This is a genomic window from Kitasatospora aureofaciens (genome assembly GCF_019192735.1).
In the GTDB taxonomy this organism is placed as follows: domain Bacteria; phylum Actinomycetota; class Actinomycetes; order Streptomycetales; family Streptomycetaceae; genus Kitasatospora; species Kitasatospora aureofaciens_A.
Genome location: NZ_JAHTKP010000034.1, coordinates 39400 through 65017, shown reverse-complemented (window position 1 = coordinate 65017; position 25618 = coordinate 39400). Strand labels below are relative to the sequence as shown.

General features: G+C 74.8%; 22 protein-coding genes. 11 read left to right on the top strand and 11 right to left on the bottom strand.

Annotation, left to right across the window (positions count from 1 at the left end):
- On the bottom strand, window positions 1–555 hold the full coding sequence (locus KV557_RS27320; RefSeq protein ID WP_218204158.1) for a gluconokinase: 555 nt from the start codon (window positions 553–555) through the stop codon (window positions 1–3).
- Between the two features lie 326 nt (window positions 556–881).
- Here KV557_RS27320 and KV557_RS27315 point away from each other — a divergent pair, with 326 nt between their 5' ends.
- Both KV557_RS27315 and KV557_RS27310 read left to right on the top strand, forming a co-directional pair.
- Window positions 882–1577 carry a FadR/GntR family transcriptional regulator gene (locus KV557_RS27315; RefSeq protein WP_218204157.1) on the top strand — a complete coding sequence of 232 codons (696 nt, stop codon included), beginning with the start codon at window positions 882–884 and terminating at the stop codon, window positions 1575–1577.
- Between the two features lie 188 nt (window positions 1578–1765).
- Entirely contained in the window at window positions 1766–2119 is a 354-nt protein-coding gene (locus KV557_RS27310; protein ID WP_218204156.1) for a hypothetical protein, read from the top strand.
- 9 nt (window positions 2120–2128) lie between these two features.
- Here KV557_RS27310 and KV557_RS27305 read toward each other — a convergent pair whose 3' ends face one another.
- From KV557_RS27305 to KV557_RS27290, 4 genes are all read right to left on the bottom strand, one after another.
- Complete coding sequence (locus tag KV557_RS27305; RefSeq protein ID WP_218204155.1) at window positions 2129–2893, bottom strand: metallophosphoesterase; 765 nt, start codon at window positions 2891–2893, stop codon at window positions 2129–2131.
- A gap of 19 nt (window positions 2894–2912) precedes the next feature.
- Window positions 2913–7511, bottom strand: a complete 4599-nt coding sequence (locus KV557_RS27300) for a hypothetical protein (protein ID WP_218204154.1) — start codon at window positions 7509–7511, stop codon at window positions 2913–2915.
- 37 nt (window positions 7512–7548) lie between these two features.
- The gene (locus tag KV557_RS27295; protein ID WP_218204153.1) at window positions 7549–8424 is read right to left on the bottom strand and encodes a hypothetical protein; all 876 of its coding nucleotides are present in this window, start codon (window positions 8422–8424) and stop codon (window positions 7549–7551) included.
- A gap of 70 nt (window positions 8425–8494) precedes the next feature.
- A complete protein-coding gene (locus tag KV557_RS27290) occupies window positions 8495–10021 on the bottom strand; it encodes a hypothetical protein (RefSeq protein WP_218204178.1) in 1527 nt (508 codons plus the stop codon).
- A gap of 194 nt (window positions 10022–10215) precedes the next feature.
- Between KV557_RS27290 and KV557_RS27285 the strand changes: the two genes are divergently transcribed.
- The 4 genes from KV557_RS27285 to KV557_RS27270 all read left to right on the top strand — a co-directional run bounded on the left by KV557_RS27285 (window position 10216) and on the right by KV557_RS27270 (window position 13515).
- Window positions 10216–11259, top strand: a complete 1044-nt coding sequence (locus tag KV557_RS27285) for an IPT/TIG domain-containing protein (protein ID WP_218204152.1) — start codon at window positions 10216–10218, stop codon at window positions 11257–11259.
- Between the two features lie 156 nt (window positions 11260–11415).
- The gene (locus tag KV557_RS27280; protein ID WP_256178007.1) at window positions 11416–11949 is read left to right on the top strand and encodes a hypothetical protein; all 534 of its coding nucleotides are present in this window, start codon (window positions 11416–11418) and stop codon (window positions 11947–11949) included.
- 166 nt (window positions 11950–12115) lie between these two features.
- Window positions 12116–12892, top strand: coding sequence for a LamB/YcsF family protein (locus KV557_RS27275; protein WP_308130095.1), 777 nt, complete (start codon window positions 12116–12118; stop codon window positions 12890–12892).
- Window positions 12889–13515 carry a 5-oxoprolinase subunit B family protein gene (locus KV557_RS27270; RefSeq protein ID WP_218204151.1) on the top strand — a complete coding sequence of 209 codons (627 nt, stop codon included), beginning with the start codon at window positions 12889–12891 and terminating at the stop codon, window positions 13513–13515. Before KV557_RS27275 ends, KV557_RS27270 begins: the two co-directional genes overlap by 4 nt.
- Window positions 13516–13554: 39 nt before the next feature.
- Here the strand turns inward: KV557_RS27270 and KV557_RS27265 are convergent, their stop codons facing one another.
- A complete protein-coding gene (locus KV557_RS27265; protein WP_218204150.1) occupies window positions 13555–14319 on the bottom strand; it encodes an alpha/beta fold hydrolase in 765 nt (254 codons plus the stop codon).
- A gap of 181 nt (window positions 14320–14500) precedes the next feature.
- Between KV557_RS27265 and KV557_RS27260 the strand changes: the two genes are divergently transcribed.
- Both KV557_RS27260 and KV557_RS27255 read left to right on the top strand, forming a co-directional pair.
- Window positions 14501–15028, top strand: a complete 528-nt coding sequence (locus KV557_RS27260) for a PadR family transcriptional regulator (RefSeq protein WP_218204149.1) — start codon at window positions 14501–14503, stop codon at window positions 15026–15028.
- A 152-nt stretch (window positions 15029–15180) separates the two neighbouring features.
- Window positions 15181–15909, top strand: a complete 729-nt coding sequence (locus KV557_RS27255; protein WP_218204148.1) for a class I SAM-dependent methyltransferase — start codon at window positions 15181–15183, stop codon at window positions 15907–15909.
- Window positions 15910–16067: 158 nt separating this feature from the next.
- Here KV557_RS27255 and KV557_RS27250 read toward each other — a convergent pair whose 3' ends face one another.
- Window positions 16068–17576, bottom strand: coding sequence for a HEAT repeat domain-containing protein (locus KV557_RS27250; RefSeq protein WP_218204147.1), 1509 nt, complete (start codon window positions 17574–17576; stop codon window positions 16068–16070).
- Window positions 17577–17881: 305 nt separating this feature from the next.
- On the opposite strand from KV557_RS27250, the gene KV557_RS27245 reads away from it, so the two are divergent.
- Window positions 17882–18418 (top strand): hypothetical protein, encoded by a 537-nt coding sequence (locus KV557_RS27245; RefSeq protein WP_218204146.1) that lies wholly within the window; start codon window positions 17882–17884, stop codon window positions 18416–18418.
- Between the two features lie 55 nt (window positions 18419–18473).
- Here the strand turns inward: KV557_RS27245 and KV557_RS27240 are convergent, their stop codons facing one another.
- The gene (locus tag KV557_RS27240) at window positions 18474–19955 is read right to left on the bottom strand and encodes a DNA-binding protein NsdB (RefSeq protein WP_218204145.1); all 1482 of its coding nucleotides are present in this window, start codon (window positions 19953–19955) and stop codon (window positions 18474–18476) included.
- A 474-nt stretch (window positions 19956–20429) separates the two neighbouring features.
- On the opposite strand from KV557_RS27240, the gene KV557_RS27235 reads away from it, so the two are divergent.
- Window positions 20430–21644: an aminoglycoside phosphotransferase family protein gene (locus KV557_RS27235; protein WP_218204144.1), complete on the top strand. Its 1215-nt coding sequence runs from the start codon at window positions 20430–20432 to the stop codon at window positions 21642–21644.
- 42 nt (window positions 21645–21686) lie between these two features.
- On the opposite strand, the gene KV557_RS27230 is transcribed toward KV557_RS27235, so the two are convergent.
- The 3 genes from KV557_RS27230 to KV557_RS27220 form a co-directional block, all read right to left on the bottom strand.
- On the bottom strand, window positions 21687–22868 hold the full coding sequence (locus KV557_RS27230; protein ID WP_218204143.1) for an acyl-CoA dehydrogenase family protein: 1182 nt from the start codon (window positions 22866–22868) through the stop codon (window positions 21687–21689).
- A gap of 371 nt (window positions 22869–23239) precedes the next feature.
- Window positions 23240–23734, bottom strand: a complete 495-nt coding sequence (locus KV557_RS27225) for a hypothetical protein (protein ID WP_218204142.1) — start codon at window positions 23732–23734, stop codon at window positions 23240–23242.
- A gap of 783 nt (window positions 23735–24517) precedes the next feature.
- Window positions 24518–24751, bottom strand: a complete 234-nt coding sequence (locus KV557_RS27220; RefSeq protein ID WP_374106678.1) for a DUF397 domain-containing protein — start codon at window positions 24749–24751, stop codon at window positions 24518–24520.
- Window positions 24752–25047: 296 nt separating this feature from the next.
- On the opposite strand from KV557_RS27220, the gene KV557_RS27215 reads away from it, so the two are divergent.
- Window positions 25048–25587: a PTS-dependent dihydroxyacetone kinase phosphotransferase subunit DhaM gene (locus KV557_RS27215; protein WP_218204140.1), complete on the top strand. Its 540-nt coding sequence runs from the start codon at window positions 25048–25050 to the stop codon at window positions 25585–25587.
- Window positions 25588–25618: the final 31 nt, after the last annotated feature.

Genomic DNA, 25618 nt, shown 5'->3' with positions numbered 1-25618 from the left:
TCACGCGAGGTCTCCATTGACGGGCCGCAGCAGCGCGGCGGCCATCTCGACGAGGTCTTCGGGGGACGGGCCGACGTCCAGGACGGCGCCGCGCTCGTCCGCGCCCAGGGGTTCCAGGGCGGCGTACTGCGAGTCGAGCAGCGACGGCGGCATGAAGTGGCCGGTGCGGTGGGCGATCCGGTCCTCGACCAGCTCGTGACCACCGCTGAGGTGCAGGAAGAAGGCGCCCGGGCAGGCCGCGCGCAGGGTGTCGCGGTAGCGGTGCTTCAGTGCCGAGCAGGTGACCACGCCGCCGGTGCCGGCCTCGGCCCGGTCCCTGAGCCAGGCGCCGAGGGCCCGCAGCCAGGGGGCGCGGTCCTCGTCGTCCAGCGGGATGCCGGCCGACATCTTGGCGATGTTGGCCGCCGGGTGGAAGTCGTCCGCCTCGGCGAAGGGGAGATCGAGGCGGTCGGCCAGGAGGCGGGCCAGGGTGGTCTTGCCGACGCCCGAGACGCCCATCACCACGACGGTGGGAGGGGCTTCCGAGGGGGCGTGGTTCTCGACGCTGAGAGCCATGGGTGGTGCTCCTTCGCTTCCTGGCCGCCACTATCGCCCCAAAGATATGACGTATTCAAGTGCCGGAAACCAAATCGTCATACTTTTGGACTGTGGGGTGCATCGCACGAGGGATGGGGGCCCTGCGGGCGGCCGGGGGTGGGCGGGAGCCGAGGAGGGAGGCGCCGGCGGTGGGGGTGTGGGTGGGGTGCATCGCACGAGGGATGGGGGCCCTGCCGGCGGCCGGGGGTGGGCGGGAGCCGAGGAGGGAGGCGGCGGCGGTGGGGGCGTGAGGTGCATCGCAGGGCGGAGGGGACCTTGCCGGGGCGGGCGTCTACGCTGGGCGGATGGAGATCCAGGGGCTGCCCGGGCGGCTGCTTGACGAGCTCGGGCCGGCGATCGCGGCGGGGGAGATTCCCGAGGGCGCGGTATTGCGGAGCGAGGACCTGGAGGAGCGGTTCGGAGTGTCCCGGACGGTGGTGCGGGAGGCGGTGCGGATCCTTGAGGGGATGCGCATGGTGGCGTCCCGGCGGCGGGTCGGGATCACGGTTCAGCCGAAGTCCGGCTGGGACGTCTTCGACCCGCTGGTGATCCGCTGGCGGCTGGCCGGCGCCGACCGTCCGGCCCAGCTGCGCTCGCTCGGCTCGCTGCGGGTGGCCGTCGAACCGGCCGCCGCCGCGCTCGCCGCGGTGCACGCCAGCGACGACGACCGGCGCGAACTCAGCGCGCTGGCCGTCGAGTTGACCGTCTCGGCGCGGGCCGCCGACCTGGCCACCTTCCTCCGCCACGACATCGCCTTCCACGCCACCGTGTTGAAGGCCTCCGGCAACGAGATGTTCGCCCACCTCGGGGACACCGTGGGGGCGGTGCTCACCGGGCGGACCGAGTACCATCTGATGCCCCATCAGCCGGAGCCGTACGCGATCCGGCTGCACCGCGAGGTCGCCGACGCGATCTGCTCGGGGGACGCCGTCCATGCCGAGCAGGCGATGCGGACGATCGTGACGGGCGCCCTGGAGGAGCTCAACCAGCAGTTGGGCTGACGGCCGAAAGGCGGCGGGCCGAAGCGCAGCGGGCCGCGGACGAATCGGGCCGGATCACACGATTTGGCGGCAGTTCGGTGGATTCGGACGCATAGTCCGGGTTGGGCGGGGCAGAGTCTTCGCCGGGGGCGCATGTCGCGCGCGCCCGTCCCGTGTCCGCCGCCGTGACCGCGCCTGGGGGTCGCCCGATGTCCGTGCCACGCCGCCGTCGCCGCCTGCCCGACGAGGTGCGCGCCGCGATCGTCCGGGCGGTGCTCTGCCTGGCCTTCACCCTGGTGGGCGTGGTGGTCGCGACGCTGGCCTCGTACGCGGGGAGTTGGCTGATGACGCCCGCGCTGATGGCGATGGGGCTCGGCGTGTTCGGCACGATGTGGTGCCTGCTGGAGATCCTGATCTCCCGGCAGGTCGCCGCCCAGCGGATGCGCGGGCCGAACTCCGCGTCCCCGATGGCGGGCAGCCGGGCGGCGTCCGAACCACTGGCCGCCCGGCCTTTCCCCCGCCCCGGCCAGACTCCGCGTCAGCCGCGGGTGCCGACCGCGTAGCCGGCAGGGTCAGCTCTCGGGGACGGCCCGGTAGTGGGTGGTGAGCCGGCCCCCGTCGTCCAGGACGTGGAAGGCAAGCATCGGCGGGTGCGTGAAGGAGATGCCGCTCCCGCCCTCGCAGGGCAGGGTGACGGTCGAGACCACGCCGGGGGCGACCAGCAGCGGCAGGCCGGCGACGGTGGTGGCGGCGCCGGTGTGGGAGTGGCCGCAGAGCAGGCCGGCCACCCGGGGGTGACGGGCCAGCACGGCGGCGAGGTCGGCCTCGCCGAACTGGCGGATCGCGTCGACGGTCGGTATGTGGAGCTCGGCCGGCGGGTGGTGGAAGGCGACCAGCGCCGGCAGGTCGGTGCGTCCGGCGGCCAGCGTCTCGTCCAGCCAGGCCAGGGTCTCCTCGTCGAGGAGGCCGTCGTCGCGCCCGGGGATCGACGAGTCGAGCATCAGCACGTCGGCGCCGGGCAGTTGGTGCAGGCGGTTGATCGGGCCGTCCCCGGGCGCCTCGCCGAGCAGCACCTCCCGGTAGGGGGACCGGCGGTCGTGGTTGCCGGGGCAGGTGAGCACCGGGTGCCGGGAGTCCAGCACCTTGACCACCTGTTCGTACTCGGCGGGCAGGCCGTGGTCGGCGAGGTCGCCGGTGACCAGGACGGCGTCCAGCGGGCCGGGCAGGGCGTCGAGGTACGCCATCACCTGCTCGGCCCGCCGCCGGGCCCGCTTGCCGCGGTCCCGGCGGTGGTCCTGGCCGAGGTGGATGTCACTGAGGTGCGCGATCGTCAGCATGCCGGCCACGCTAGCCAGTTCAGGACGGGACCGGTACCTCCGCCGGGCGCTTGAACATCCGGGTGGCGGTGATCTCGCCGTGGATGGCCGGGCCGTCCGGGTCCTGCGGGGCGGGCAGGCCCGGCCGCAGGTGCTCCTCCACCGAGATGTACTTGAGGCCGGCCCGCAGGTCGGCGTCGTTGCGCAGCCGGATGACCAGCGGGAACTCGGCGAGCGCGGTGGTGTCGAACAGGCCGGTGGTGTAGATCAGCTGGACGCCGAGCGCGTCGGCGACGGCGCGCTGGAGCTCCAGCAGGTAGGTGGCGTTGGCGCGGCCGATCGGGTTGTCGAGGAACAGCGTTCCGGCGTGCCGGAGTTGGGACTGGCCGCGGTCGTTGGCGCGCAGCGCGGCCATCGTGCAGTAGAGCGCGATGGCGGCGGTGAGCAGCTGGCCGCCGGAGAAGACGTCGGACATCTGGCCGACGCCGACGCGCTCGGCGCGCAAAACCGCGTCGGGCTTGAGGATCTCGACGCTGACGCCCTTCGGGCCGATCGCAGCGGCGACCCCGCGCAGCAGCAGGGACATGCCGTCGCGGCGCAGGTCGCTGTTCTTCTTGACGGCGGCGCGGGTGGCCTCGTCGATGACCTCGCCGAGGCGCTCGACCAGGGTGGCGTGGTCCGGGTCCTCGAAGCGGATCCGGAGGAACTCCTGGCCGGACCACTCCCCCAGGCCCTCGGGCAGCCGGGAGAGGCGCTGGGCGGCGCGCAGGGTGGTGAGCGAGGACTCGACCAGACCGCGCAGGCGGTCGACGATCGAGCCACGGTTGCGCTCCAGCTGGGCGAGTTCGTCGGTGAGCACGCGCAGCCGGGGGGCGAACGCGGCGGCCCAGGCGGCCGCGTGCTCGGGCAGCGCGGAGGCGGGCAGCTCGCGGATCTGCTGGCGGGCGGGGGTGCGGACGGCCTCGTAGCGGGCGGCGTTGGCGTGCCGGACGAGGGCGTCGGCGGCGTCGCGGACGGCGAGTTCGGCGGAGGACAGCTCGCCGGCCGCGGTGCGCAGGGTGCGGCGGGCCTCGGCGACGGCGGTGCGGGCCTCGGTGAGAGAGCTCAGGTAGGGCTCGTCCGAGTGCTCGGAGTCGTCCTGGTGCTCGCGCAGGCCGTCGCGGAGCTGGCCGGCGAGTTCGTCGAAGTCGGCGGCGGCGGCCTGGGCGGCGTCGAAGGTGCGCTGGAGGTCGGCGTGCGCGGTGCGGGCGGCGTCCAGGGCCTCGCGGCGTTCGGCGAGCCGGCTGGTGGCGGTGCGCAGCAGGGCCTGGGCGTGCTCGGGGTCGGTGGGGACGAGGTCCTCGGGCAGTTCGGTGTGTGCCTCGCCGTCGGCGGGGGCGGAGCGTTCGGCCTCGCCGCGCAGGCGGCCCAGCTGCTCGCTGGCGGCGGCGGAGCGGGCCTCGATGGTGGCGACCAGTTCCTCGGCGCGGGCGGCGGCAGCCTGGCGGGCGGGGCCGTCGGCGCCGTCGGGGCTGCCGAGGAGTTCCTCGGCGCGGGTGCGGACCTTGTTGGTGAGGCGGTCGAGTTCGGTCGCGGCGGCGGCCTCGTCGCCCTCGGCGCGGGCCTGTTCGGCGCGCAGGTCGGCGCCGACGCCGACCTTCTCGTAGAGCTGGGAGGCGGCCCGGTAGGCCTCGCGCAGGGCGGGCAGGGCGGCGGGCGTGGTCTCGGCGGGCTCGTCGGCCTGCTCGGCGGCGGGGATCTCGGCGCGTTCGGCGCGCAGCGTTCGCGCGGTGCGGCGGGCGTCGTCGGCGGCACGCTGGGCGGCGCGGCGGTCCTCGTCGCAGGTGCGGGCGCGGTCGGCGCAGAGGGCCTGGCGGCGGTCGCACTCGGTGGCGTCGTCGGCGAGTTCGCGCTGGCGGCGGGCCCAGGTGGCGCGTTCGCGCAGGCGGAAGGCGAGGCCGGAGAGGGCGTCGGCGCGGCGGCGGGCGCGCTGGGCGGCCTCGCGGTGCTCCTCGTGGGCGGAGGCGGCGGTGGCGTGGTCGGTCTCGGCCTCGTCGTGGTCGGCGCGCAGGGTGGCCAGCGCGGCGGCGGCCTGCTCGGCGTGCTCGCGGGCGGCCTCGGCGGCGGCGGCGAGTTCGGCGAGGGTGCCGGGCGGGCAGCTGGCGTGCCAGGAGGCGAGCCGGGCGGCGAGGGCGCGGTCGGCGCCGAGGCGGGCGGCGAGTTCGCGGATGTGCTCCTCGCGGGCGCTCGCCCGGGCCCGGAGTTCGCGGCGCTCGTCGTCGGCCGCGGACTCGTCGTGCATGGCCGGGTTCGGGGGCACGACAAAGAAGGGGTAGAAGGCGGGCCCATCAGGATGAGCGATCGGGGCGATCAGCGAGGCGGCCGCTCCGACGGCGACGGTGGAGCGGGGCAGCAGGGCGGCGGCCTGCAGGGCCTCGCGGGCCCGGTCGAGCGAGGCCGGGTCGGTGACGACCACGCCGTCGACGAGTTCGGGGCGGGCGGCGAGGATCGCCTCGTGGTCGGCCGGGTCGACGGACTGGGCGAGGTAGCGCCAGCCGGGCAGGGCGGGGATGCCGTGCTCGGCGAGGTACTCGACGGTGGCGAGGACGTCCGGGCCGGGCGGCAGCAGGCCGCCGTCGCCGAGGGCGGCAAGGATTCGGGAGTCGTCGGCGGCGGCCGTGCGCAGGTCGAACAGGGTGCGCTCGGCGGTGGCGATGGAGTCGTCGAGGAGTTCGCGCAGGTACTCGGCGTTGCGGTCGAGCACGGCGGGGGTGAGGAAGCCGGCGTCCTCCTCGGCACCCGACCCGTCTTCGTTCCAATCAGTAGGTGCCGGCGTCAGGGAGAGCAGGTCGGCGAGGCGCGGCTCGGTGGCGAGCATGGCGGCGGTGCGCTGCTCGGCGGCCAGGGCCCGGGCGGCGTCCTTACGGGCGTCGCCGGCGCGCTCGGCGGCGAGTTCGGCGCGGCCGGTGGCGGCGGCGGACTCGCGCAGCCGGGCGGCGGCGGACTCGGCGGCGGTACGGGCCTGGGCGAGCGCGGCCGTGGCGGCCTTCTCGACGTCGGCGGCGTGCAGCGCGGCGCGGGCCGGGTCGACGTCGCCGTCCGCGTCGATGAAGCCGGCCTCGACGGCGGCGGTGGTCTCCTGCTCGACCTCGGCCAGGCGCTGGCGCAGGTGGTCCGCCTCGCTGCGGGCCTTCTGGGCCGCGGTGGCGGCCTCGGTGGCGTCGCTCTGCGCCTTGGCGCCGTCCTCCTGGAGCTCGCTCGCGCGCTGCTCCTCGGTGTCCGCGCGGGATTCGGCGGCCGCGGCGGCGGCCTCCAGAGCGCGGGCGAGCGCGGTGGCAGCGCGGGCGCGGGCGGCGAGCGCCGGGGCGGCGTCCAGCTCGGCCTCGCGGATGGCGGCGGCGACCCGGGCCACCCGGTCGGCGGCGGCGCGCTGGCGCAGTACGGCCTCGGCGGCCTGCCAGGCGGAGTGCAGGGTGCGGGCGTCGGTGAGTTCGCGGCGCAGCGCGGCGGCGTCGGCGGTGGCCGCAGCCAGTCCCAGGGTGGCGTGCCGGTGGGTGAGCTCGGCGGTGATCAGGGTGTGCCGGGTGCGGTCGGCCTCGGCGGCGGTGACGGCGCTCGCGGCGGCGGCGACCTCGATGGCGAGGTCCTGGGCGCGCTCGCGCTCGGCGGTGGCGCGGGAGGTGAGCGCGTGGGCGAGGCGGCGGGTGCGGCGCTCGGCCGTGCGGTGGGCCTCGCGGACGGACTCGCGGGCCGTTGTGGACTCGGCGATGCGCTCCAGCAGGTCGAGGGAGCCGGCGGTGAAGTCGCGTTCGGCGGTGAGTTCGGCGCGCCGGCCGAGCTTGGAGGCGAAGCCGTGGACGAGGTCGGCGAGGCCGTCGGTGTCCCGGGTGTCGGTGACGGCGCGCAGCAGGAGGTCGGTGAAGTCGCTGTCGTGCTTGACCGCGAAGAGGCCGGCCGCCTCGCCCTCGTCGGCGTTCATCTCGCGCTGGTAGCGGAAGAGTTCGGGGTCGAGGCCGAGTTCGCCGAGGTGCTCGGTCCAGCGGTCGTGGCCGTCCTCGAAGACGAGGCCGAGGTAGGGGTGGGTCTTGCCGGCCTCGGTGAGGGCGTCGCGGAAGCCCTTCATGGTGCGGCGGCGGCCGCGGGCCTTCTGGTCGCCGGCCAGGCTGATCCGTTCGGCGACCGGCAGGGAGTCGAGGGTGAGGCCGGGGCCGGGGCGGAAGGAATACCAGGTCTCGGCGAACTTGCGCGGGTCGGAGGAGACCTGGCGGCCGCGCCACTCGCTGACCTTGCCGACCACGATCAGCTCGCCGGTGACGGTGTGCTGCCACTCCAGGGCGACGTGGCCGCAGTCGTCGGCGAGCAGGAACTTGCGCAGCACGCCGGAGCTGGCGCCGCCGAGGGTGTTGCGGTGGCCGGGGAGCATCACCGAGAAGATCAGCTTGAGCAGGACGGACTTGCCGCCGCCGTTCTCCAGGAAGAGCACGCCGGCCGGGGCCGGGCGGCGGACCGGGCCGTCGGCCTCCTCGCCGAACAGGCCGATCTGCTGCGGGGCCGGGTCGGCGACCGGCTCGCCGACGCCGCGCAGGTCGAGCACCGTGTCGGCGTAGCGGGCGCCGGCCGGTCCGATCGAGTACAGGCGGACCCGGTTGAGCTCGTACATGTGCGGCGGTTCTCCAGGAAGGCGGTGCGTGCGGGAATCAGAGCGAGTGGAACGGCAGGCCGGCGTCGGCGACCAGTTCGTCGGAGGTGTCCGGGGGCAGCAGGCTGGCGGTGCCGTCGGAGACCGGGACGACGCCGAGGTCGAGCAGTTCGGCCATGGCGGCGCTGCCGGCCAGGTCGCGGACCTGGAGCTGGTAGCGGGCGGTGGTGCGGTAGGTGCCGCCGGCGTCGTCGGAGACCTTCTGCAGGAAGCCGGAGTCGACCAGGAACATCACGGCCTTGGCGACGATGCCGATGGTGGAGCCGGAGAGCCGGCGGGCGTCCTTGGTGGCGCCGGTGGCGGTGCGCCGGGCCCAGACCCGCCAGGCGGCCTCCAGGCCGGGGGCGTCGCTCTGCGGGTCGGTGTTGGCGCCCTCGGCGTCGGCCTGCTCCTCCAGGCGGCGGCAGGCTTGGCGGACGAAGAAGTCGACGCCGTTGACGGTGATCCGGCCGAGGTAGCCGTCGTCGGCGAGGTCCTCGGGGCGGGGGAAGGCCATCGCGGCGACGGCGAGGTGGGCGAGGCCGTGCAGGAAGCGGTCGGTGGACTCGGAGGCGGCGCGGCGCGAGTAGTCGCCCATCCGGACGGCGAAGACGGAGTCCTCGGCGGCGGCGACGGCCATGCCGGCGCGCGGCGAGACCTCCAGGACGACCAGGCCCATGCCGGTGGCGATGGCGTCGGCGAGCCGGGCGAACGGCGGGTCCTCGCGGTGGCGGCGGACGAGTTCGGCGTACTCGGCGTCGCGGGCGGGGAGCAGCTTGGCCTGGAGGCCGAAGGAGACCAGCCGGGCGGCGTCGGCGACGTCGGCCGGGGTGATCGGCGCGGGGGCCGCGGGTTCGGTCTCGGGCGCCCAGGCCGTGTCGTGGTGGGTCGTCACGGGCGGTGCTCCTCGCGGGTGGTGCGGTCGGTGATCGGGTTGTCGTACGTCAACTGTGGTGCCCGGCCGGTCAGCCGGCGTCCTTGCGGTCGGCGGCCATGCCGACCGCGTCCAGCAGGGCGCTGCCGACGATGAGGTCGGCGCCGCCGAACTCCGGGTCGCCCAGGGGGGTTCCGTCGTCCACGGCGAACAACAGCCGCTCCTCGCCCTGCCGGTAGGCGGTGCCGACCGGCGGGCTGGCCGCGTGCACGGCCAGCAGGGCGACCAGGTACGGGAGTTCCGGGTCCTGCTTGCGGGCGTCGGCGAGCAGGCCGGAGAGCCGGCGGGGCGCGTCGGCGGGCAGGTCGAGCAGCTCCAGCGCGGATTCCAGCTGGGCCTCGGAGAAGCGGCTGTCGTCCGGGGTGGCGACCAGGTCCGGGTCGGGCAGCTCGGCGCCGAGGTGCTCGCGCTCGACCGGCGGGGTGAGCAGCAGCTCGACCAGGTCGGCGACCCGGACCGAGCTGGGGGTGCGCAGCCCGGCGCCGCGGGCGAAGAACGCGCCGGTCGGGCGGACGGCCTGCTCTATCGGCAGCCGGAGCACCGGGGCGAGCAGCTGGCCGTACAGGTCGATACCGCTGCGGGCGCCGGGGGTGGCGAAGGCCTGCCGGTCCTGCTCGGCGCGGAACAGCGGGCCGGCCTCCAGCAGGCGGGTCTGCAGCTGGGTGTGGCGGCGGATGCAGTCCTTGACGATGTCGACGAGCTCGGCGGCGCGGCGCTTGTGCTCCGGGTCCTCGGCCTCGTCGCGGGCCTTGCGGATGTTGGTGAGAATCGCGTTCTCGTGCCGGTAGCGGTCGGCGATGTGGTCCAGCGCCTCGTCGATGAGGTCCGGGATGGCCCGCATCCAGTCGACGGCGCGGACGTTGCGCCGGGTGGCGTCGAGGGCGCGGCGCAGCGTCTCGGCGTACTGGACGGTGCGGTAGCGGGCCTGCTCGGCGGCGAGCTGGGCGTCGGCCAGGCGGCCGCGGCGGATCAGCACCTCCAGCTTGACCTCGGCGGCGATCTGGGCCGAGGTGACGTCGGTGTCGAGCGCGCCGACCAGGACGTTGACCGCCTCGTCGGTGGTGCGCAGGTAGACGCCGCCGTCGGGGCCCGGGACCTCCTCGATCAGCTTGAAGTCGTAGTCGCGCCGGACGTACTCGCCGTCCGCGGCGAAGGTGCCGTAGACGGCGCGGAAGCCGCGGTCGACGCTGCCGACGTTGATCAGCGACTCCAGCACCCAGCGGGCCACCCGCTCGTGCTCGGCGCCGGGGCGGCCGGCGGCCTGGGCGGCGACCCGGGGCAGCAGGCGGGCGAGCACTATGTCGCGGTCGGCGCCGGTGTCGAAGTCCATGTGGAGGGTGACCAGGTCGATCGCGGCGAGGCCGACCTCGGCCATCGCGTAGCCGCCGTACTCGCCGGCCAGGTTGACCTTGCGGCTGTCCAGGTCGTGCAGCGGGGCGGTGCAGGCCAGCGCCTTGAGCCGGCGGGCCAGGCCCTCGTCGGCGGCGGGGCCGGGCGCGGGACGCGCGGCGGCGCCGGCGGGCGGCCGGAGGCCGGGCTCGGTGGGCGGGTCTGCGATGGCGGTCACGGTGGACAAGATTAGAGGTTCGCACCGACATCGACCGAAACGGACCTTGCGGGCGGGTGGAGCGGCAGGCTGGAGGGCATGTCGGGGGTGAATTCAGAACGGAGTTTCGACGGGATTCCGCCATTCCCGAACCGATATTCGAGAATCCCGCGAGGGCGGCGCGGTACTACGGTCATGATCGACCCATGATCACCCGACTGGCCAAAGCGGGCCTCGCCGCCGCGCTGTCCGTGACCACCCTCGCCACCGGCGCCGCCGCCTCCACGGCCGCGCCGGCCGACGCGCCCAGCCCCTCGGCGCAGCACGTGACCGTGTCCCTGAACGGATTCCCGCCGAGCACCACCCCTCCCGGGCCGGGCCAGTTCTCGGTCGGCTGGACATCCGCCGGCACGCAGGACCTCACCGGGCCGACCCACCTCACCGTCGACCTGCCGCCGGGGCTGACCACCGACGGCGCGATGTTCTACTCCACGCCGTACGACTACACCTTCACCGAGAGCGTCTCGCCCGACGGCCGTCACCTGGAGGCCGTTCTCATCGGCACCCGGACGCCCGGACACTACGAGTTCATGAAGATGCACGTGTACGGCGGCCCCACCCAGCAGCCGACCGGCCAGATCACCGCGACGGTCGCCAACCCGAACGACACCGATCCGACCGGCCACGTCGCCGTCGTCACGCTCGACGGAAGCACGCCGGCGCCGGTCGTCCAGCCCGCCCCCGCCGTCGACGGCCTGGACACCACCACCGGCCCGGGCGCGGGCGGCACCGCGGTGACCGTCAGTGGCAGCAACCTGGCCCACGGCATGGTGCTGGTCGGCGGGGTGCCGGCGCCCGGCACCTGCACCGACACCGCGTGCACGGTGACCACGCCGGGCGGCTCGGGCAGCGCGCCCGTCTCCGTGGTCACGCCCGGCGGCACGGCTGCGGCGCCGGCGGCCTTCGACTACACCGGCGCCCCGCCGCCGGCGCCGCCCGTGCCGACGGTGTCCCAGGTGTGGACCCCGGCCAGCGCCCCGGTCGCGGGCGGCACGCAGGCGTACATCATCGGCGACAACCTGACGTACGGCACGGTGACGTTCGGCGGGGTGCCGGGCCTGCACACCTCCTGCGGTCCGAAGTTCTGCTCGGTGACCACTCCGCCGGCCGCCGGCCCCGGTCCGGTGGACGTCGTGGTGACGACGGCGGGCGGCACCAGCACGCCGGTCACGTTCACGTACACCGCGTAGTTCCTGCCTCCGATGCCCGGGTGCTGCCGCGCCCGGGCATCGGTGCGTTCCCGGGGCCCCGAGGGGGAGTTGAACACGTTCAAAAGATGAGTCTAGAGTCGGTTCCGCGCAGGTGGGACAAGGCCCCGCCTGTCCTTCGGCATGGAGGTTTCCGGCATGGACGTTTCTGACATGGAGTCCGCAGCCGCGCTGCGCCGGGTCCGGCGGTGGCTCCGGCTCTTCCTGGTCGGCCTGGTCCTGAGCGGCCTGACCGCCTTCCCGCTGGAGACCGAGACCCGCTGGCTCGCCGACTTCGCCGCCGGGCCGGCCGCCCCGGTCTCCGACCACTTGCCGGCGGCGATGGCCTGGCTCGAACGGGTCCGGACCGGGATCGCCGAGACCAACGACCGCTACCCCTTCCTCGCCTACGGCACCGACTGGCTGGCCTTCGCCCATCTGGTGATCGCCGCCGCTTTCTGGGGCCCGCTCAAGGATCCGGTCCGGAACATCTGGGTCATCCGCTGGGCCGTGCTCGCCTGCGGCGCCGTCATCCCCCTCGCCCTGATCTGCGGGCCGCTCCGGGGCATCCCGCTCGCCTGGCGGTTTATCGACATGTCGTTCGGAATCTTCGGTGTCATCCCGCTGCTGATCGTGCTGCGGGCGCTGCGTCCGCTGGAACGTTCCTTCCAGGGACCGGCGGCCGCGAGCTGAGCCGGAGCCGTCCCGCGCCGGGTCCGGAGTCCGGTCCGGCGCCGCCTGGGGGCGCGCAATCGGGGGCCGCGCGCTGGTGCCGGCGCCCGGGGCCCGGGTCACGGTCCGTGGCCTTCACACGCAGGCCCTACCATCTGGCTCAACAGCTGCTGGGAGGCGGACGGGCGTGGCCGATGCGGTGATCGATCTCAATGCGGACCTCGGCGAGGGGTTCGGGCGCTGGACGCTGACCGACGACGAGGCGCTGCTGTCCGTGGTGACCAGCGCCAACGTCGCCTGCGGCTTCCATGCCGGGGATCCGTCGACGATGCGCCGGGTCTGCGCGCTCGCCGCCGAGCGCGGCGTCCGGATCGGCGCCCAGGTCTCCTACCGGGACCTCGCCGGCTTCGGCCGCCGCGCGATGGACGTCCCGCCGGAGGAGCTCGCCGACGAGATCGCCTACCAGATCGGCGCCCTCCAGGTCTTCGCCCGCGCCGCCGGCTCCCGCGTCTCCTACGTCAAACCGCACGGCGCCCTCTACAACCGGGTCGTCACCGACTCCGACCAGGCGGAGGCCGTCGTCGCCGGCGTCCTGCGCGCCGGAGCCGTCTGCGACGGGCCGCTGCCCGTGCTCGGCCTGCCCGGCTCGCGGCTGCTCGCCGTCGCCGAGGGCGTCGGACTGCCCGTCGTCACCGAGGCCTTCGCCGACCGCGCGTACACCTGGGCCGGCACCCTCGTCCCGCGCCGCGACCCCGACGCGGTCGTGCACGACCCCGAGTCGGTGATCACCCGCGCCGTCGGCATCGCCCGGGACGGTGCGGTAGAGGCCGTCGGCGGCGAACGGATCTCCGTCGAGGCCCGCTCCCTGTGCGTCCACGGCGACACCCCCGGCGCCGCCCAGCTCGCCTGGCGGGTACGGGGGGCGCTCGCGTCCGCCGGGGTGCGGGTGGAGGCGTTCACGTGACGGCCGCGGATGTCCGGCGGGTCGGGGAGCGGTCCCTGCTGGTCGAGGTGGTGGGGCCGGTAGAGGTCGCCGCGCTGTACGGCTGGCTGCGCGAACGGCAGGAGGCGGGCACGCTCGGCGCCGTCGAGGAGATCGTGCCGGCGGCCCGGACAGTGCTGCTGGACGGCGTCGCGGACGTCGACGCGCTGGCCGCGCTGGTGCGGACGGCACGGCCGGTGGCGTCGGACGCGACGGGCGGACGCCTGGTCGAGGTGCCGACGGTGTACGACGGGGCCGACCTCGCCGAAGTCGCCGCACTGTGGGGGGTGTCGGAGGAGGCCGCCGTCCGGATCCACACGGCACCCGAGTACGTGGTCGCCTTCTGCGGCTTCTCCCCCGGCTTCGGCTACCTCACCGGGTTGCCGCCGCAGTACGAGGTCCCGCGCCACGCCACCCCGCGCAGCGCCGTCCCGGCCGGTTCCGTCGCCATCGCGGGCGCGTACAGCGCCGTCTACCCGAGCCCGTCCCCGGGCGGCTGGCAGCTCCTCGGGCGGACGGCGCTGAGGCTGTGGGACGCCGACCGCGAACCGGCGGCGCTGCTGGCGCCGGGCGTCCGGGTGCGGTTCACGGCGGTGCGGGCGTAGGGGGTGCAAGCGGGCCGGCCTCGCCTGCCGCCACCGGCCCTACGCCAGCGCCTCCGCAGCCGCGGACGCGAACCCGTCCAAGTTGTCCACCATCACGTTGTGCCCGCACTCCGGCACCGCCACCACCCGGACCCCCGCCGCCCGCAGCCGATCCGCGCCACTCGGCTCGCCATCCGCCTCCGGGTACAAGAAGGTCCGCGGCTGCGGCAGGTCGAGCAGCATCTCCCGCATCGTCGGCACGGTGGCGCGGGCGAGGTGGAGGGCACTGCGGTACAGCGCCTCGGGCCCGGCCAGGCGCATGGTGGCCCACCAGAACGGGCCCACCCGCTCGGCGACTTCGGCGCGACCGCCCGCCAGGAACTCCTCCTCCGTGTAGCTCGCGATCCCACTGCTGCCGGGCCGCTGGGCGACGGGGGCGATCGGATCGAGGTTGGCGTCGACGAGGACGAGCTTCGCGACGAGCTCGGGGTGCCGGTGGGCGAGGACGATCGCGACCGCGCCGCCCATGCTGTGCCCGATGACCTCGACGCCGGCCGGCCCGGCCGACCGTACAGCGGCCGCAACGGCATCGGCGTGGTCCTCCAGCGTGTACCCGAAGTCCGCGGGACGGTCGCTGATGCCGAAGCCGAGCAGGTCGAGCAGGAGGCTGCGGCGCCCCGCGAGCAGCGGGTGGGCGGCGGCCGGGGCGAAGTAGACGGGCGAGCTGGCGCCGAGGCCGTGCAGGTAGAGCCGGGCGGGCTCGGCTCCGGGCAGTTCGACCCAGCGGATCTGGTGGCCGTCGGGGGTGACGGGGGCGTGGCGCATCGCGGGACTCCTTACTCCGAATGACTCGACTGACTCGAATGACGCCGGGGAACGGCGGGGTGATCGGACCACCGCCGGATCGCCGGCGGATCGATCACCGAAAGAGACCATACCTCGATATCGAGGTACCACAACACCGATATACCGACATCCCGAGGGACCGCTCTGGCAGAGTGACCCCATGCTGAAGCTCGCGATCCTCGGATTCCTGCACGACCGACCCCTGCACGGCTACGAGCTGCGCCGCCACCTCGCCGCGCTCACCGGGCACGTCCGCCCGATCAGCGACGGCACGCTCTACCCGGCGATCAAGCGCCTGGAGTCCGACGGCCTCCTCGTCCGCGAGACCGAACCGGGGACGGCCGCCGCGCCCCGGCACACCCTGCACCTCACCGAGGCCGGCCGGGCCGCGCTGCTCGACCGCCTGCGCGAGCCCGAGGCGCTGGACGTCAGCGACGAGAACCGCTGGTTCACGCTGCTCGCCTTCCTGCGCCACCTCGACAACCCGGCCGACCAGGCCGCCGTGCTGCGCCGCCGCCTCGCCTTCCTCGCCGAACCGGCGAGCTTCTTCTACGAGGGCGAACGGCCGCTCGGCGCCGAGGAGTTCGCCGACCCCTTCCGCCGCGGCCTGCTGCTGATCGCCCGCGCCACCACCGAGGCCGAACTCACCTGGCTGCGCGAGACCTTGGCGGAACTGGACGCCGCCTGACCTACGCGGTGCACGCAAGGCCGGCCGGTCACCGCACGGCAACACCGCGGCCCGTAGCGGATGTCGGGACACCCGGCACGGGCCGCAATGTGAGTGCGCCCCGGTCCGAACCCCCCTTCCATCAGCGCGTCACCCGTGTTCGGATAGCGGCCATGAGCAACGAACTCCCTCACAGCGGGCAACCGAGCAACGAGCGACGCAACGGCTACGACGGCACCGGCGCGGGCGCGATCACCCCGGACGGCTGCGCCGTCGAGGTGTGGTCCCGCCTGCCGGTGGGCGACGCCCCCGACGTGATCGAGAGCGCCGTACCGGCCGGGGCGAGCATCCTCGAACTGGGCTGCGGCGTGGGCCGGATGACGCATCCGCTGGTCGACCGCGGGTTCGCCGTGACGGCCGTCGACGAGTCCGCCGAGATGCTGGCGCGGGTGCGCGAGAGCGTCCGGACGGTCCGCAGCCCGATCGAGCGGCTGGACCTCGGCGAGCGCTTCGACGTCGTGATGCTCGCCTCCTTCCTCGTGCACGCAGGCGATGTGACGGTCCGCCAGGGACTGCTGGAGACCTGTCGCCGCCATGTCGCGGACGACGGCTGCGTGTTGGTGCAGCGCGAGGGTGAGGACTGGCATCTGCGGGTGCCGCGGGAGAGCAAGCTCGCGGGGACGGACGGGGTGGCCCGGGTGGCCTCGGCGACGCCGAACGGGGACGGCTCGAACACGGTGTACGTCGAGTACGAGTTCCCGGACGGCCGCTGGTCCCAGACGTTCCTCTCCCGGCCGCTCAGCACGGAGGAGTTCGAGGGAGCGCTGGCGGAGGCCGGTCTGGCGGTGGAGCGGTACCTGACGGAGGACCGCACCTGGGTCCGGGCCCGGCCCGTCCTCTAGACCACGGGAGGCGTCCTCGCCCGGATGCACGCGCCGCCAAGGAGCACGCACGCCGGATAGAACCGGATTTCAAAACGCCGAGCAGAACCGGCCTGCAAAGCGGTGGGCCGGGACACCCGACAAGGGTGTCCCGGCCCACCGCCGACGGTGAAGGAACCCTAGCGCCCGAACTCCCGGGCGGCGGTCAGTCGCCCGCGCACGGCGGCGTGGACCTCGGCCTCCTCGGCCGGGTCGGCGGCGAGTCTCCGCAGGCGCTCCAGCACACGTGCGTCGCCCGTGGTGGCGACATGCCGCGCGGCGAGCTCGCGGGTGGACTCCTCGCAGTCCCAGAGGCACTCGACGGCGGGCCCCTCGGGGAAGTGCACGTCGGTCGCGGCGAGCGCCCGGGCGGCGCGACCGCGCAGTTCGGAGGAGGCGGCCTCCCCGTAGATGTGGCGCAGGACGGGGACGGCGTCGGCGGAGGCCAGCCGCCCCGCACCGTCGACCAGCGACCCGAGCCCGGTACCGCTGACCCCGCGGACGGAGATCCAGCGGCGCAGCCCGGCGACCACCAGCGGCGCGTCGGCCGGCTCCCCGGCGTCGGCGAGCAGCTGGACGGCGGCCTCGCCGAGAGCGCTGTCGGCGCCGCCGGTGGCCGGGTCGGCCCAGCGGCGGGCGTGCGCGAGCACCTCGGGGCCGCGCATCCGGCCGAGCAGCTCCAGCGCCGAGCGCACCATCCGGTCGTCGACGTCGGCGGCGGCGGCCTCGATCAGCTCGGCGGCGGCCGGGTCGCGCCGGTCGACCAGGTAGCGGAGGGCGGCCCGCCGGGCGCCGGGCAGACCGTCGCGAGCGGCTTCCAGCAGTACGGGCCGGTCCTCGGGGCGGACCACGGCGGTCAGGCAACGGGCGGCCGCGGCGGCGCGGCGGTCCACGGCGTCGGGGCCGGCCGGGTCCGACGGGTCGGCGGCGCCGCGGTCCGGCTCGGGACGGCCGAGAAATGCGCCGGCGCCGAGGTCCCCGAGGTCCCCCTGGTCGGCCCAGGCCAGGACGTCGGCGGTGGACCAGCCGGGGGTGACGCCGCTGCGGTTGAGCTGGCGCTGCCAGAGGTCGAAGGGTGACTGCTCGCTGGCCGCCGCGACTCTCGGGTGGTAGGCCGCCCACAGCCGCCAGGGCCGGGGCTCGTACGCGTTGCGGATGAAGTCGCGCAGCTCGGCGTCGCCCTCGGGGCCCGGCGCGAAGCGGTCCAGCACGGCGGTGCCGAGGAGCAGCAGGCCGCGGTCGTCGTCGCGCAGCGCGAGCTCGTCCAGGGCCCAGGGCCAGTTGGCGCCGGTGGCGGTGTACTCGCGCAGCATCAGCAGCGCGTCGCGCCGGCCGTAGGCGGCGAGGTGGCCGAGGACGGACAGGGCGAGGCCGGTGCGGTTCTCGTCGTCGCTGACCAGGTCCTCCGCGGAGTGGAGGTGGTCCTCGATGCCGTCGAGGGGGGCTTCCAGCTCCATGTAGAGGCGGGCGTAGTACAGCGAGCGGCTCTCGACCTGCCAGTCGGCTCGCGGATCCCTGGTGACGCACTCCTCCAGCGCGGCGATGGCCTCGGTACGGTCGGCGGCCAGCGCGTGGAGCTGCCCGTCACCGCGGCCTCGCTGAAGGAGGCCGAGGAGGCTGGCACTGGGTGCTATCACTGGCTCGAACATGAGGTCAGCATCCGTTGCGGCGGTCGTAGTGGCAACGGGATTTCCGTCGCCGGGGTCTCTGGTCGGTACTGCGGTGGGCGCCCGGGCGCCGGAATCACCGAAGGTTACCGCCTCGGGCACGCTTCCGCACACAGGGCGACGAAGGCTTCGGCCACAGTGGCATATGCCACGGGAATTTTGCCCACGTTCTGTCCAAATCCCCCGCAGGGTCGACGCGGCTGTGCGACAGTCTTCTCACCACCCGTTCTCACCACCTGCGACGGCTCGCTCGCTGCGCGTTGCTCGCCCCGATCGATGGGCCGGTCATGAACATGCCCTTAGCTGCCGCCCGCCCGCCGGGCACCGTCCGGCTGGACGGCGCCCCGACGAGCGGCACGAGCGGCACGGGCACGGCCACCACGAGCGCCTTCGGCACGACCCAGGCGGCCACGACCGAGGCGGGCAGCGGCCAGGACGACAGCGCCGACAGCGGAACGGACGGCAGAGTGGACGGCACGGCGCAGGAGCCGTCCGACCCCGCGGTCGGCTCCGCCGAATGGGACCTGCTCACCGACGGCGTCCGGTGGGACGCCGAGACCTATCTGCTGCTCGGCTGCGACCCCGGGCACGGCCCGCTCAGCCTCGACCGGCTGCCCGACCGCGTCCCCGAGGCGGACCGGCCGCTGCTGCGCCGGATGATGACCGAAACCCTGGTGCACGGGCGAACGGCGGTCGGTACCCTGCGGATCCGCCACCCCGACGGTCTCCACAACAGCGTCGAGTGCGCGGGCGAGCCCGTCCTTGGCCCGGACGGCACCGTCACCGCGCTGCGCATGCTGCTCCGCCCGGCCGTGCGGGCCTGAGTACTCAACAGCGCGCCCGACAGGGCCGGCTCAGGTAGCACCCGAGCGCACCGGCTCAGGTCGCCCGCGGCCGGTTCTTGCCGTCCGCCGCGCGCAACTCCCGCCCCAGCTCGGCCCGCAGTTCGTCCACCACCGGCAGCCCGCGGTACTGCGCGGTCAGCCGGTACATCTCGCGCAGCCGGTCCCAGGTCCGGTGCGAGGAGTTCTGGCCGATCAGGTTCATCACCATCTTGGCCTGGAACTCCGCCGCGTCCGGCTCCCCGGTGATCCAGTGCACCGAGGCCAGCGTGATCCGGTCGAACAGCGCGGACCGCAGCTGCCCGGTGCCCTCCCGCAGGGTGATCACCCGCTCCGCGTACCGCTGCGCCTTCGGTGCGGCCGACCGGTCGTGCTCGGCCAGCGTCCGCAGCACCAGCGCCTGCATGCCGCGCAGTTCGGCCTCGTCGAACACCTGCATCCAGGACGGCGGCGGCTCCGGCACGTCCTCGGCGAACAGGTCCTCGGCCTCGCCGAGCAGCCGGCAGGTGTCCTGGGTGTGCCCGATCGAGGCGTGCGCCCACGCCTCGACGGTGTTCAGCATGGCGCGCGTTCTGGGCAGCAGCCGCCCGCCCGCCGCCTTCGCCGCCGACATCAGGTCGATCGCGTCGTCGGCGCGGCCCAGGTGGACCATCTGCCGGGCGGCGCGGGAGATCGCCTCGCCGGCCCGCGGACGGTCGCCCGCCTCCTTGGCCGCCTCGGCCGCGATCATGAAGTACCGCTGGGCGGTGGGCTCCAGGCCCACGTCGTGCGACATCCAGCCGGCCAGCACCGCGAGGTTGGCCGCGACCAGCCACAGCCGCTGTTCCACGGCGGGCGGGTGCCGGTGCGTCAACAGGCCGCCTACCTCGTTGAGTTGGCCGACCACGGCCTTGCGCTGGAGACCGCCCCCGCGCGCGGCGTCCCACGCCCGGAACACCTGCACCGAGCGCTCCAGCGCCTCCACCTCGTCGAGCCCCACCGGGCCCGCGTCGTACACGTCCACCACCGGGCGCGCCCCGCCCTCGGTGATCACCTGCCGCGGGCCGGGCGCCGCGGCCGCGTACGCGACCGCGTCCCCGCCCAGCCAGCCCTTCAGCGAGTCGGCGATGACCGCCCCGGCCGTGAGCGCGGCGCCCGCGCCCACCAATCCACGTCGGTTCAGCATGAGGTCCATTCCCGTGAACTCGGTGAGGACCGCGGCCGTTCGATCCGGCGACCATGGCACTGCTGCGGACTGCGCCGCCCCGTTCCTGGTAGGCCGGTGTCGTTCCAGACCGAGGTCCTCAGTGGTGACGACACGGCCGAGCCGCTCCGTGAACACGGCTGCCAGCACCCGCGGCACCGGATCGCGGGGGATCTCCCCCTGCTCGATCCAGCGCCGTACCCTCGACGTGTCGGTGGACAGCTGCTGCTGACCCATCGCGGCACCCCGACGGTTGACCAGCCGCGCGAGTTCGCCCTTCGACCATCCGGTCAGGACGAACAGATCGGCGAGTCGGGTGTTGGGTCCCCTGCTCACGTGAAGCCCCCAGGTTCCTCGGCTGGTTCGAGGCTAGAGGCTCCGGCAAGTGCCAGGCGAGCATTCGCCACCGTTCGCCAGGGCCCGCCAGACTACTAAGCCAGTGCGGCGCGGGTGTGTTGTAGGGGTGCGCCACCTCGCCCCCGGGGCGGGAGGCGCTCCGGACCGGGTCGGGGCACTCCCCCGACCGTGGCACGGGGCGCGCCCGGTCCTCACCCGAGGGGGTGGCGCGGCCGGGTGGCGCGGGGGCGCCGGGCACGGCCACGGCAGTCCGGCCGACCGCATTCCCCAGGGTGCGGACGGCCGGAGCACAGCCGAACAGGGGTTCTTGACCCCGCGTCCGTGCCCGGCGCCCGCGCACCACCCACCGCACCGAACCAGGGCCACCGTCACGCCAGGAAGCACGCGGCACCGGCCCTCCCCCGCACCGCGGGATGCACCCGCCGACGGACAGGAAGGGACCACCCTCACCCCATGTACTCCTCAGCGACGACCCCCACGCCGACCGCGACCCGCACCGCGCTGCGCCCCCCCACCGCAGCCGCCGGCCGTCCCGGGCCGAAGCAGGTGCCCCCGCCGAGCCGCCCCGCGGCCCCGCGCGGCGCCGACGGCCGGACCACGGACGCCCGGGTTCCGGCCGGCCGTACGGCGCTGGGGCTGCGCGGCCCCGAGGCCGCCCCGCCGGCCGGCGGCCGGATCCCGCTCGCCCGCCAGGCCGACGGCCGGGTGCTGCGCGGCCCGCACCGGCCCGGCCAGCCCGGCGGACCCGAGCGGATCGACCCGTCGTCGCTCCAGACCCCGGCCGTACGGGCCGCGCTGGCGAGCGTCGCGCGGATATGTCCCGCGTTCACCCCGCGCCAGGTGCTGCGCGAGGGCAGCCGCCACATCCTGGTGGCGGGCACCATCGGGCGCGCCCCGGTGGTCGCCAAGTGCCTGGCGCCGCAGGCGGTGCGGAGTGAGTACTTCGAGCAGCTGGTGGCCGACTTCCACCACGAGGTCGCGGTCTACCGGGCGTTCGTCCGGCACCGTCCGCCGGTGCGGCTGCCCCGGCTGGTCGCCGCCGACCACGACCGCTGCGTGCTCGTCATGGAGCGCGTTCCCGGGCGGCCGGCCGCCCGGGAACGCCACCCCGTCAACGCGCCCACCCCGGGCGAGGTGCGGGCGCTGCTCACCGCCGTCCGGACGCTCAACCTGTGGCGTCCGCCGACCGACGTGTTCCAGCCGCGGATGGACTACCAGCTGGAGATCGCCCGGTACCACTCGGTGGGCCAGCTCACCGACCGGGACGCCGGCGACCTGCGCGGCCTGCTGCACGGCCTCGGCCACACCCCGCTCCAGCTCTGCCACGGCGACGCCCTGCTCAGCAACATGCTGCTGGCGCCGTCCGGCCCGGTCCTGGTCGACTGGGAGCAGGCCGGCTGGTACCTGCCCGGCTACGACCTGGCGGTGCTGTGGAGTGTGCTGTCCGGGGACACCGCGGCGCGCCGCCAGATCAGCCAACTCGCCCAGAGCGGCGGCACGCTGGCCCGGGACGCGTTCCTGGTGAACCTGGTGCTGGTGCTGATGCGGGAGATCCGGCTGTACGACGTCCCGGGGGCGGGCGAGGAGCAGCGGATCATGATTCGCCGGCTCTACGACGACGCCGCGCTGGCCCGCAGGGCCGTCCGGGCCGCCGTGGGAACCCGCTGAGCGATCGGTTCCGGTCCGGGGATTCCGGCCGGGGAACAGCCCTCAGGGCCGGGCGCCGTACTCCAGGGCGGCCCGGCCCACGGCCTCCAGGACGGCCTCGTCCGGCGCGAGGTGCACCCGGCTGCTGAGCACGTCCCGCAGGTAGCGCTCCAGCGGGTGACGCCGGCTCAGGCCGGGGTTGCCGGTGAGCGAGACGGCCTGCTGGACGGCGGCCGTGGCGGCCCGGACGGCCAGCAGGTGGGCGGGGCCGGTCCGGGCGACGGCGTCCGGCTCGCCCCGGTCCACCCGTGGGGCCAGCCCCGCGATCAGCTCCTCGGCGCCGATCAGCTGGGCCTCGATCTCGCCGAGCGCGCAGCAGTAGCGGGGCAGGGTGCCGAGCGGCTCCGTCGGATTGGCCGGAGTGCGCTGGTTGAGGAAGCGGACCAGCCAGGTCTGAGCGGCGCGGGCGACACCGACCGCCACCGCGGAGAGGGCCAGATCGTGCCAGGCGCGGGCGAGTTCGGCCTCCGCCTCGGCCTCCTGACCGTCCGTCCGGCGGGGCGCGCCGAGCCCGAGCGCGAGGTCGGCCGGCACCCGGACCCGGTCCAGCACCACGTCGTGGCTGGCGCTGGCCCGCAGGCCGAGCTGGTCCCAGGTCGGGTCGATCTCCAGGCCCTCGCTCTCGCCGCGGACCAGGAAGGTGCCGATCCGCGGCTCCGGTTCGTCGGTCCGCGCGGTCACCGCCATCCAGGCCAGCGCCTCGGCGCCGGTGCAGTACGTTTTCCGGCCACTCAGCAGCCAGCTGTCCCCGTCCCGCCGCGCCACCGTCTCGGGCAGCGCCCCGGGCCGGCCGCCGGGCTCCGCGCGCAGCGTGTTGACCAGGGCGGGCCCGCGCCGGGATTCGGTGAGCAGCCGCCGGTAGCCGGCCGTCGGCCAGGCCGCCCGGCGGGCCTGTTCGGCGTGCTGGAGCAGGGTGAAGGCGGTGACCACGGCCACCGAGGCGTCCCCGCGGCCGAGTTGGGCCAGCACCCGGACGGTGTCGGCGAGCGTGCCGCCCGGTCCGCCGTACCGCTGCGCGACGGTCAGGGTGAGCAGCCCGGCCTCGTGCACCGCCTCGATGCCCTGGTACGGGAAGGTGGCGTCGCGGTCGTGCTCCTCGGCGCGGGCGGCGAGCAGGTCGACCACCCGGGGCAGCCCGGCGAGGGCGGCGGCGACGGGCGACGGGTCGGCGGCGGTCGGGGTCATGGTGCGGGTGCCTCCGGGCGGCAGCAGGGGCTCGGCAACTGCGGGCGGCCCGCCGGGCGGGCACGCGGTGGCGGTCGGCGGCCCCGGAGGTCGGTGCCCGGCTCAGTGCACGGTCCGCCCCCGGATCGGCGCCGACCGCTCGGCCGGGCGCCCGCCGCCGTTCAGCGGCCCGGACACGCCGCGCTGGCGGTGCGCCGCAGGTCCAGATAGCTGCGGCGGGTCAGCAGCGGGAGACGGCACGACATGGTCGCGACTGTACGAACCGATGATCGAGCCCGTCAAGCAGTGGCCTGTCCGCGGAACGGCGGCCGGCGGGGCGGTTCGACGGCAGTGCGGTCAGCCGGCTGGGAGGTCTACCGGCGGGGCGGTTTTCAGCCCTGCTGGAACATGTCCGCGGGGAGCGGCTTCAGGAGCTGATACAAGTCGTCCGAAATCGGCCGGTCCCAGGACGCGATGGTGACCTGGACGCCGTCGCTGCGGCCGAACTGGGCGCAGAACACGCGCTCCTCGCTGACCTTGACCTTCTTCACGATCAGCAGGTCGTCCCCGAGCATCACCGGGAAATCCTCGGCCGAGACGAACTCGACCGGCTCGTCGTTCTCCAGCGCCGCGAGCAGCTGCCGCACCTCGAAGGGCACCTCGTCGCCGGTCTCCCGGGCGGGCGAGCCCTCGGGGAGGTTGCCGATGAACATCGCCGGGCCTCTGCCGCCGAACAGGTCGTAGCGCAGGAAAATCCCCTGGCAGGAGCCGTCCGGGCCGGTCATCATGGCCGCACCGAAGTCGCCGGGCCAGTCGCCCGGGTCCATCGCGAGCACGTCGAAGTCCGGGCCGGCGGGCTGTCCGGAGCGACGGCGGAGAAAAGACATGGGAACATCGTACGTGCCCAGCACACCGCGCTCGCGGGGTGGGTGGGGCACCGGCGGGAGATCCACGCTCAGAGACCAATGTTGACTCTGAGCAACCGTCCGGGCTACGTTCGGTTCTGCACGACAGCCGTTCTGGGTTTCACCCTCCGGGGGGACGGCACGTCGCAACGCGGCCCTACACGCGTATCCCTCACTGTGCACTTGTCGTGCCGAACTGCCGAGCACCCAGCTTCGTCGTCGCACACAGCACAGCACACAAGCCAACAGTTCCATGCACCACAAGAGCCAGATCCGCGGGGCCCCGGCCCGTCGCTCCCGTGGATCTGCTCGGGACGCCGCCGCGTGGGGGCGTGCGGGTCCCGAGCAAACGGTGCCGTGTCCGAGTCGCTCTCGGTCCCGGCGCCAGCCTCCCGGCGACTGCCGGCCCCTCGTGGGCCGGGACCGGCCGACGCACCCCGGTGCGCAGGGGATTCCTGGGAGGATGGCCTGGCAGCACTGCCGGGCCGCACAGCAGGCGCCGTGTCTGGCCGCGTGGGGGCGGTGGGCACGGCGTCTGCCTGTGCTCATACTCTGAGCTGCGTTTGTCTAACAGTCAACAGAAATTCTGACGAGGCACGATCAATAGATCATCAGTTGTGCTGTTCGAGGCCGAAATCACCCTCGAACAGCTGCGGAAACGGCTGCGGAACACCGGTGGGGCGAGCCTCATGTCCGAGGCCCGCCCCACGGCTCTCCCGCAGTCCTGACGGGTCTTTCCCGCGTCCTACCGGGGCCCCACCGGGGTCAGGTGAGGTCGAACTCGCCGTCCCGGGCACCGAGCACGAAGGCCCGCCACTCGGCCGGCGTGAAGACCAGCACCGGCCCGGCCTCCTGGCGGCCGTCCCGCATCCCGATGTACCCGTCGACGAACGCGATCTGGACGTCCCCGACGCCCTGGCTGCTGCACAGCCACGTCGCTCCGGTGAAGTCCACCTTCGGCTTCCCGTTCGGCGCCAACTCCGGCCCCGGACCGGCCACCTCCCGACCGGCCGTCTCCACGTCAGTCCCGCTGTTCGCTGCCACTGTTCGGTCTCCTCCCGACGTCATTCCCGGCCAGCCTAGCCACACCCGCCCGCCCCGGTCAGCGGGTTGAGGAGGACTCCCCCGGACGCGGCCGGACGCCGCCGGAGGAACGGTCGAGCGTGTCCCGCCCGGCGGGGGCTGCAGGCAGCTGCCAGAGTGTGGAACACCCCACCCGCGCCAGGTGGGCCCAGACCGCCCCGGAGGGTCCCCGACGCACGGGCCCCCGACCAACCGCCCGCAGGGAGCAGCCGATGAGCCGCCGGGACGGCACCCGCGCAGACGTCATCCCCATCTCCGACGCCCCCTCGGCCCACCCTCCGGCGCCCCGCACCCCGCCCTCGCGCACCCCGCTGCCCCGGCCCACGTCGGGCCGGCCGACCGCGCACGGCCGGGTCGGGATCGTCCTCGTCTCGCACAGCCAGGAACTGGCCACCGCCGTCCGGGCCCTGGCGCTCGCGCTGACCGGATCCGACTCCCCCGCCCCGGTCGCCGCCACCGGGGGCGACCCGGTCACCGGACCGGGCATCAGCGCGGTCCTGGTCGCCGCCGCCACCCGGCGGGTCGACCAGGGCCACGGCGTGGTCGTCCTGGCCGACCTGGGCAGCGCGGTCGCCACCGTCCGCGCCCTGCTCGCCGACGCCGACGAGCACGGCCTGCCGTTCCCGGTCCGCTTCGCGAACGCGCCGTTCGTCGAGGGCGCCGTGGCGGCCGTCGCGACCGCGACGGCCGGCGGCGACCTCGCCGCCGTCCTGGACGCCGCCGAGGAGACCTACCGGCAGCACAAGGGCTGACGGCAAGGCCTGAGGGTTGGCCGAAAGCAGT

Coding starts and splice junctions, on each gene's coding strand:
- KV557_RS27320 (WP_218204158.1), bottom strand. CDS start 555: ATGGCTCTCAGCGTCGAGAACCACGCCCCCTCGGAAGCCCCTCCCACC.
- KV557_RS27315 (WP_218204157.1), top strand. CDS start 882: ATGGAGATCCAGGGGCTGCCCGGGCGGCTGCTTGACGAGCTCGGGCCG.
- KV557_RS27310 (WP_218204156.1), top strand. CDS start 1,766: ATGTCCGTGCCACGCCGCCGTCGCCGCCTGCCCGACGAGGTGCGCGCC.
- KV557_RS27305 (WP_218204155.1), bottom strand. CDS start 2,893: ATGCTGACGATCGCGCACCTCAGTGACATCCACCTCGGCCAGGACCAC.
- KV557_RS27300 (WP_218204154.1), bottom strand. CDS start 7,511: ATGTACGAGCTCAACCGGGTCCGCCTGTACTCGATCGGACCGGCCGGC.
- KV557_RS27285 (WP_218204152.1), top strand. CDS start 10,216: ATGATCACCCGACTGGCCAAAGCGGGCCTCGCCGCCGCGCTGTCCGTG.
- KV557_RS27280 (WP_256178007.1), top strand. CDS start 11,416: ATGGACGTTTCTGACATGGAGTCCGCAGCCGCGCTGCGCCGGGTCCGG.
- KV557_RS27265 (WP_218204150.1), bottom strand. CDS start 14,319: ATGCGCCACGCCCCCGTCACCCCCGACGGCCACCAGATCCGCTGGGTC.
- KV557_RS27260 (WP_218204149.1), top strand. CDS start 14,501: ATGCTGAAGCTCGCGATCCTCGGATTCCTGCACGACCGACCCCTGCAC.
- KV557_RS27255 (WP_218204148.1), top strand. CDS start 15,181: ATGAGCAACGAACTCCCTCACAGCGGGCAACCGAGCAACGAGCGACGC.
- KV557_RS27250 (WP_218204147.1), bottom strand. CDS start 17,576: ATGTTCGAGCCAGTGATAGCACCCAGTGCCAGCCTCCTCGGCCTCCTT.
- KV557_RS27245 (WP_218204146.1), top strand. CDS start 17,882: ATGAACATGCCCTTAGCTGCCGCCCGCCCGCCGGGCACCGTCCGGCTG.
- KV557_RS27235 (WP_218204144.1), top strand. CDS start 20,430: ATGTACTCCTCAGCGACGACCCCCACGCCGACCGCGACCCGCACCGCG.
- KV557_RS27230 (WP_218204143.1), bottom strand. CDS start 22,868: ATGACCCCGACCGCCGCCGACCCGTCGCCCGTCGCCGCCGCCCTCGCC.
- KV557_RS27225 (WP_218204142.1), bottom strand. CDS start 23,734: ATGTCTTTTCTCCGCCGTCGCTCCGGACAGCCCGCCGGCCCGGACTTC.
- KV557_RS27215 (WP_218204140.1), top strand. CDS start 25,048: ATGAGCCGCCGGGACGGCACCCGCGCAGACGTCATCCCCATCTCCGAC.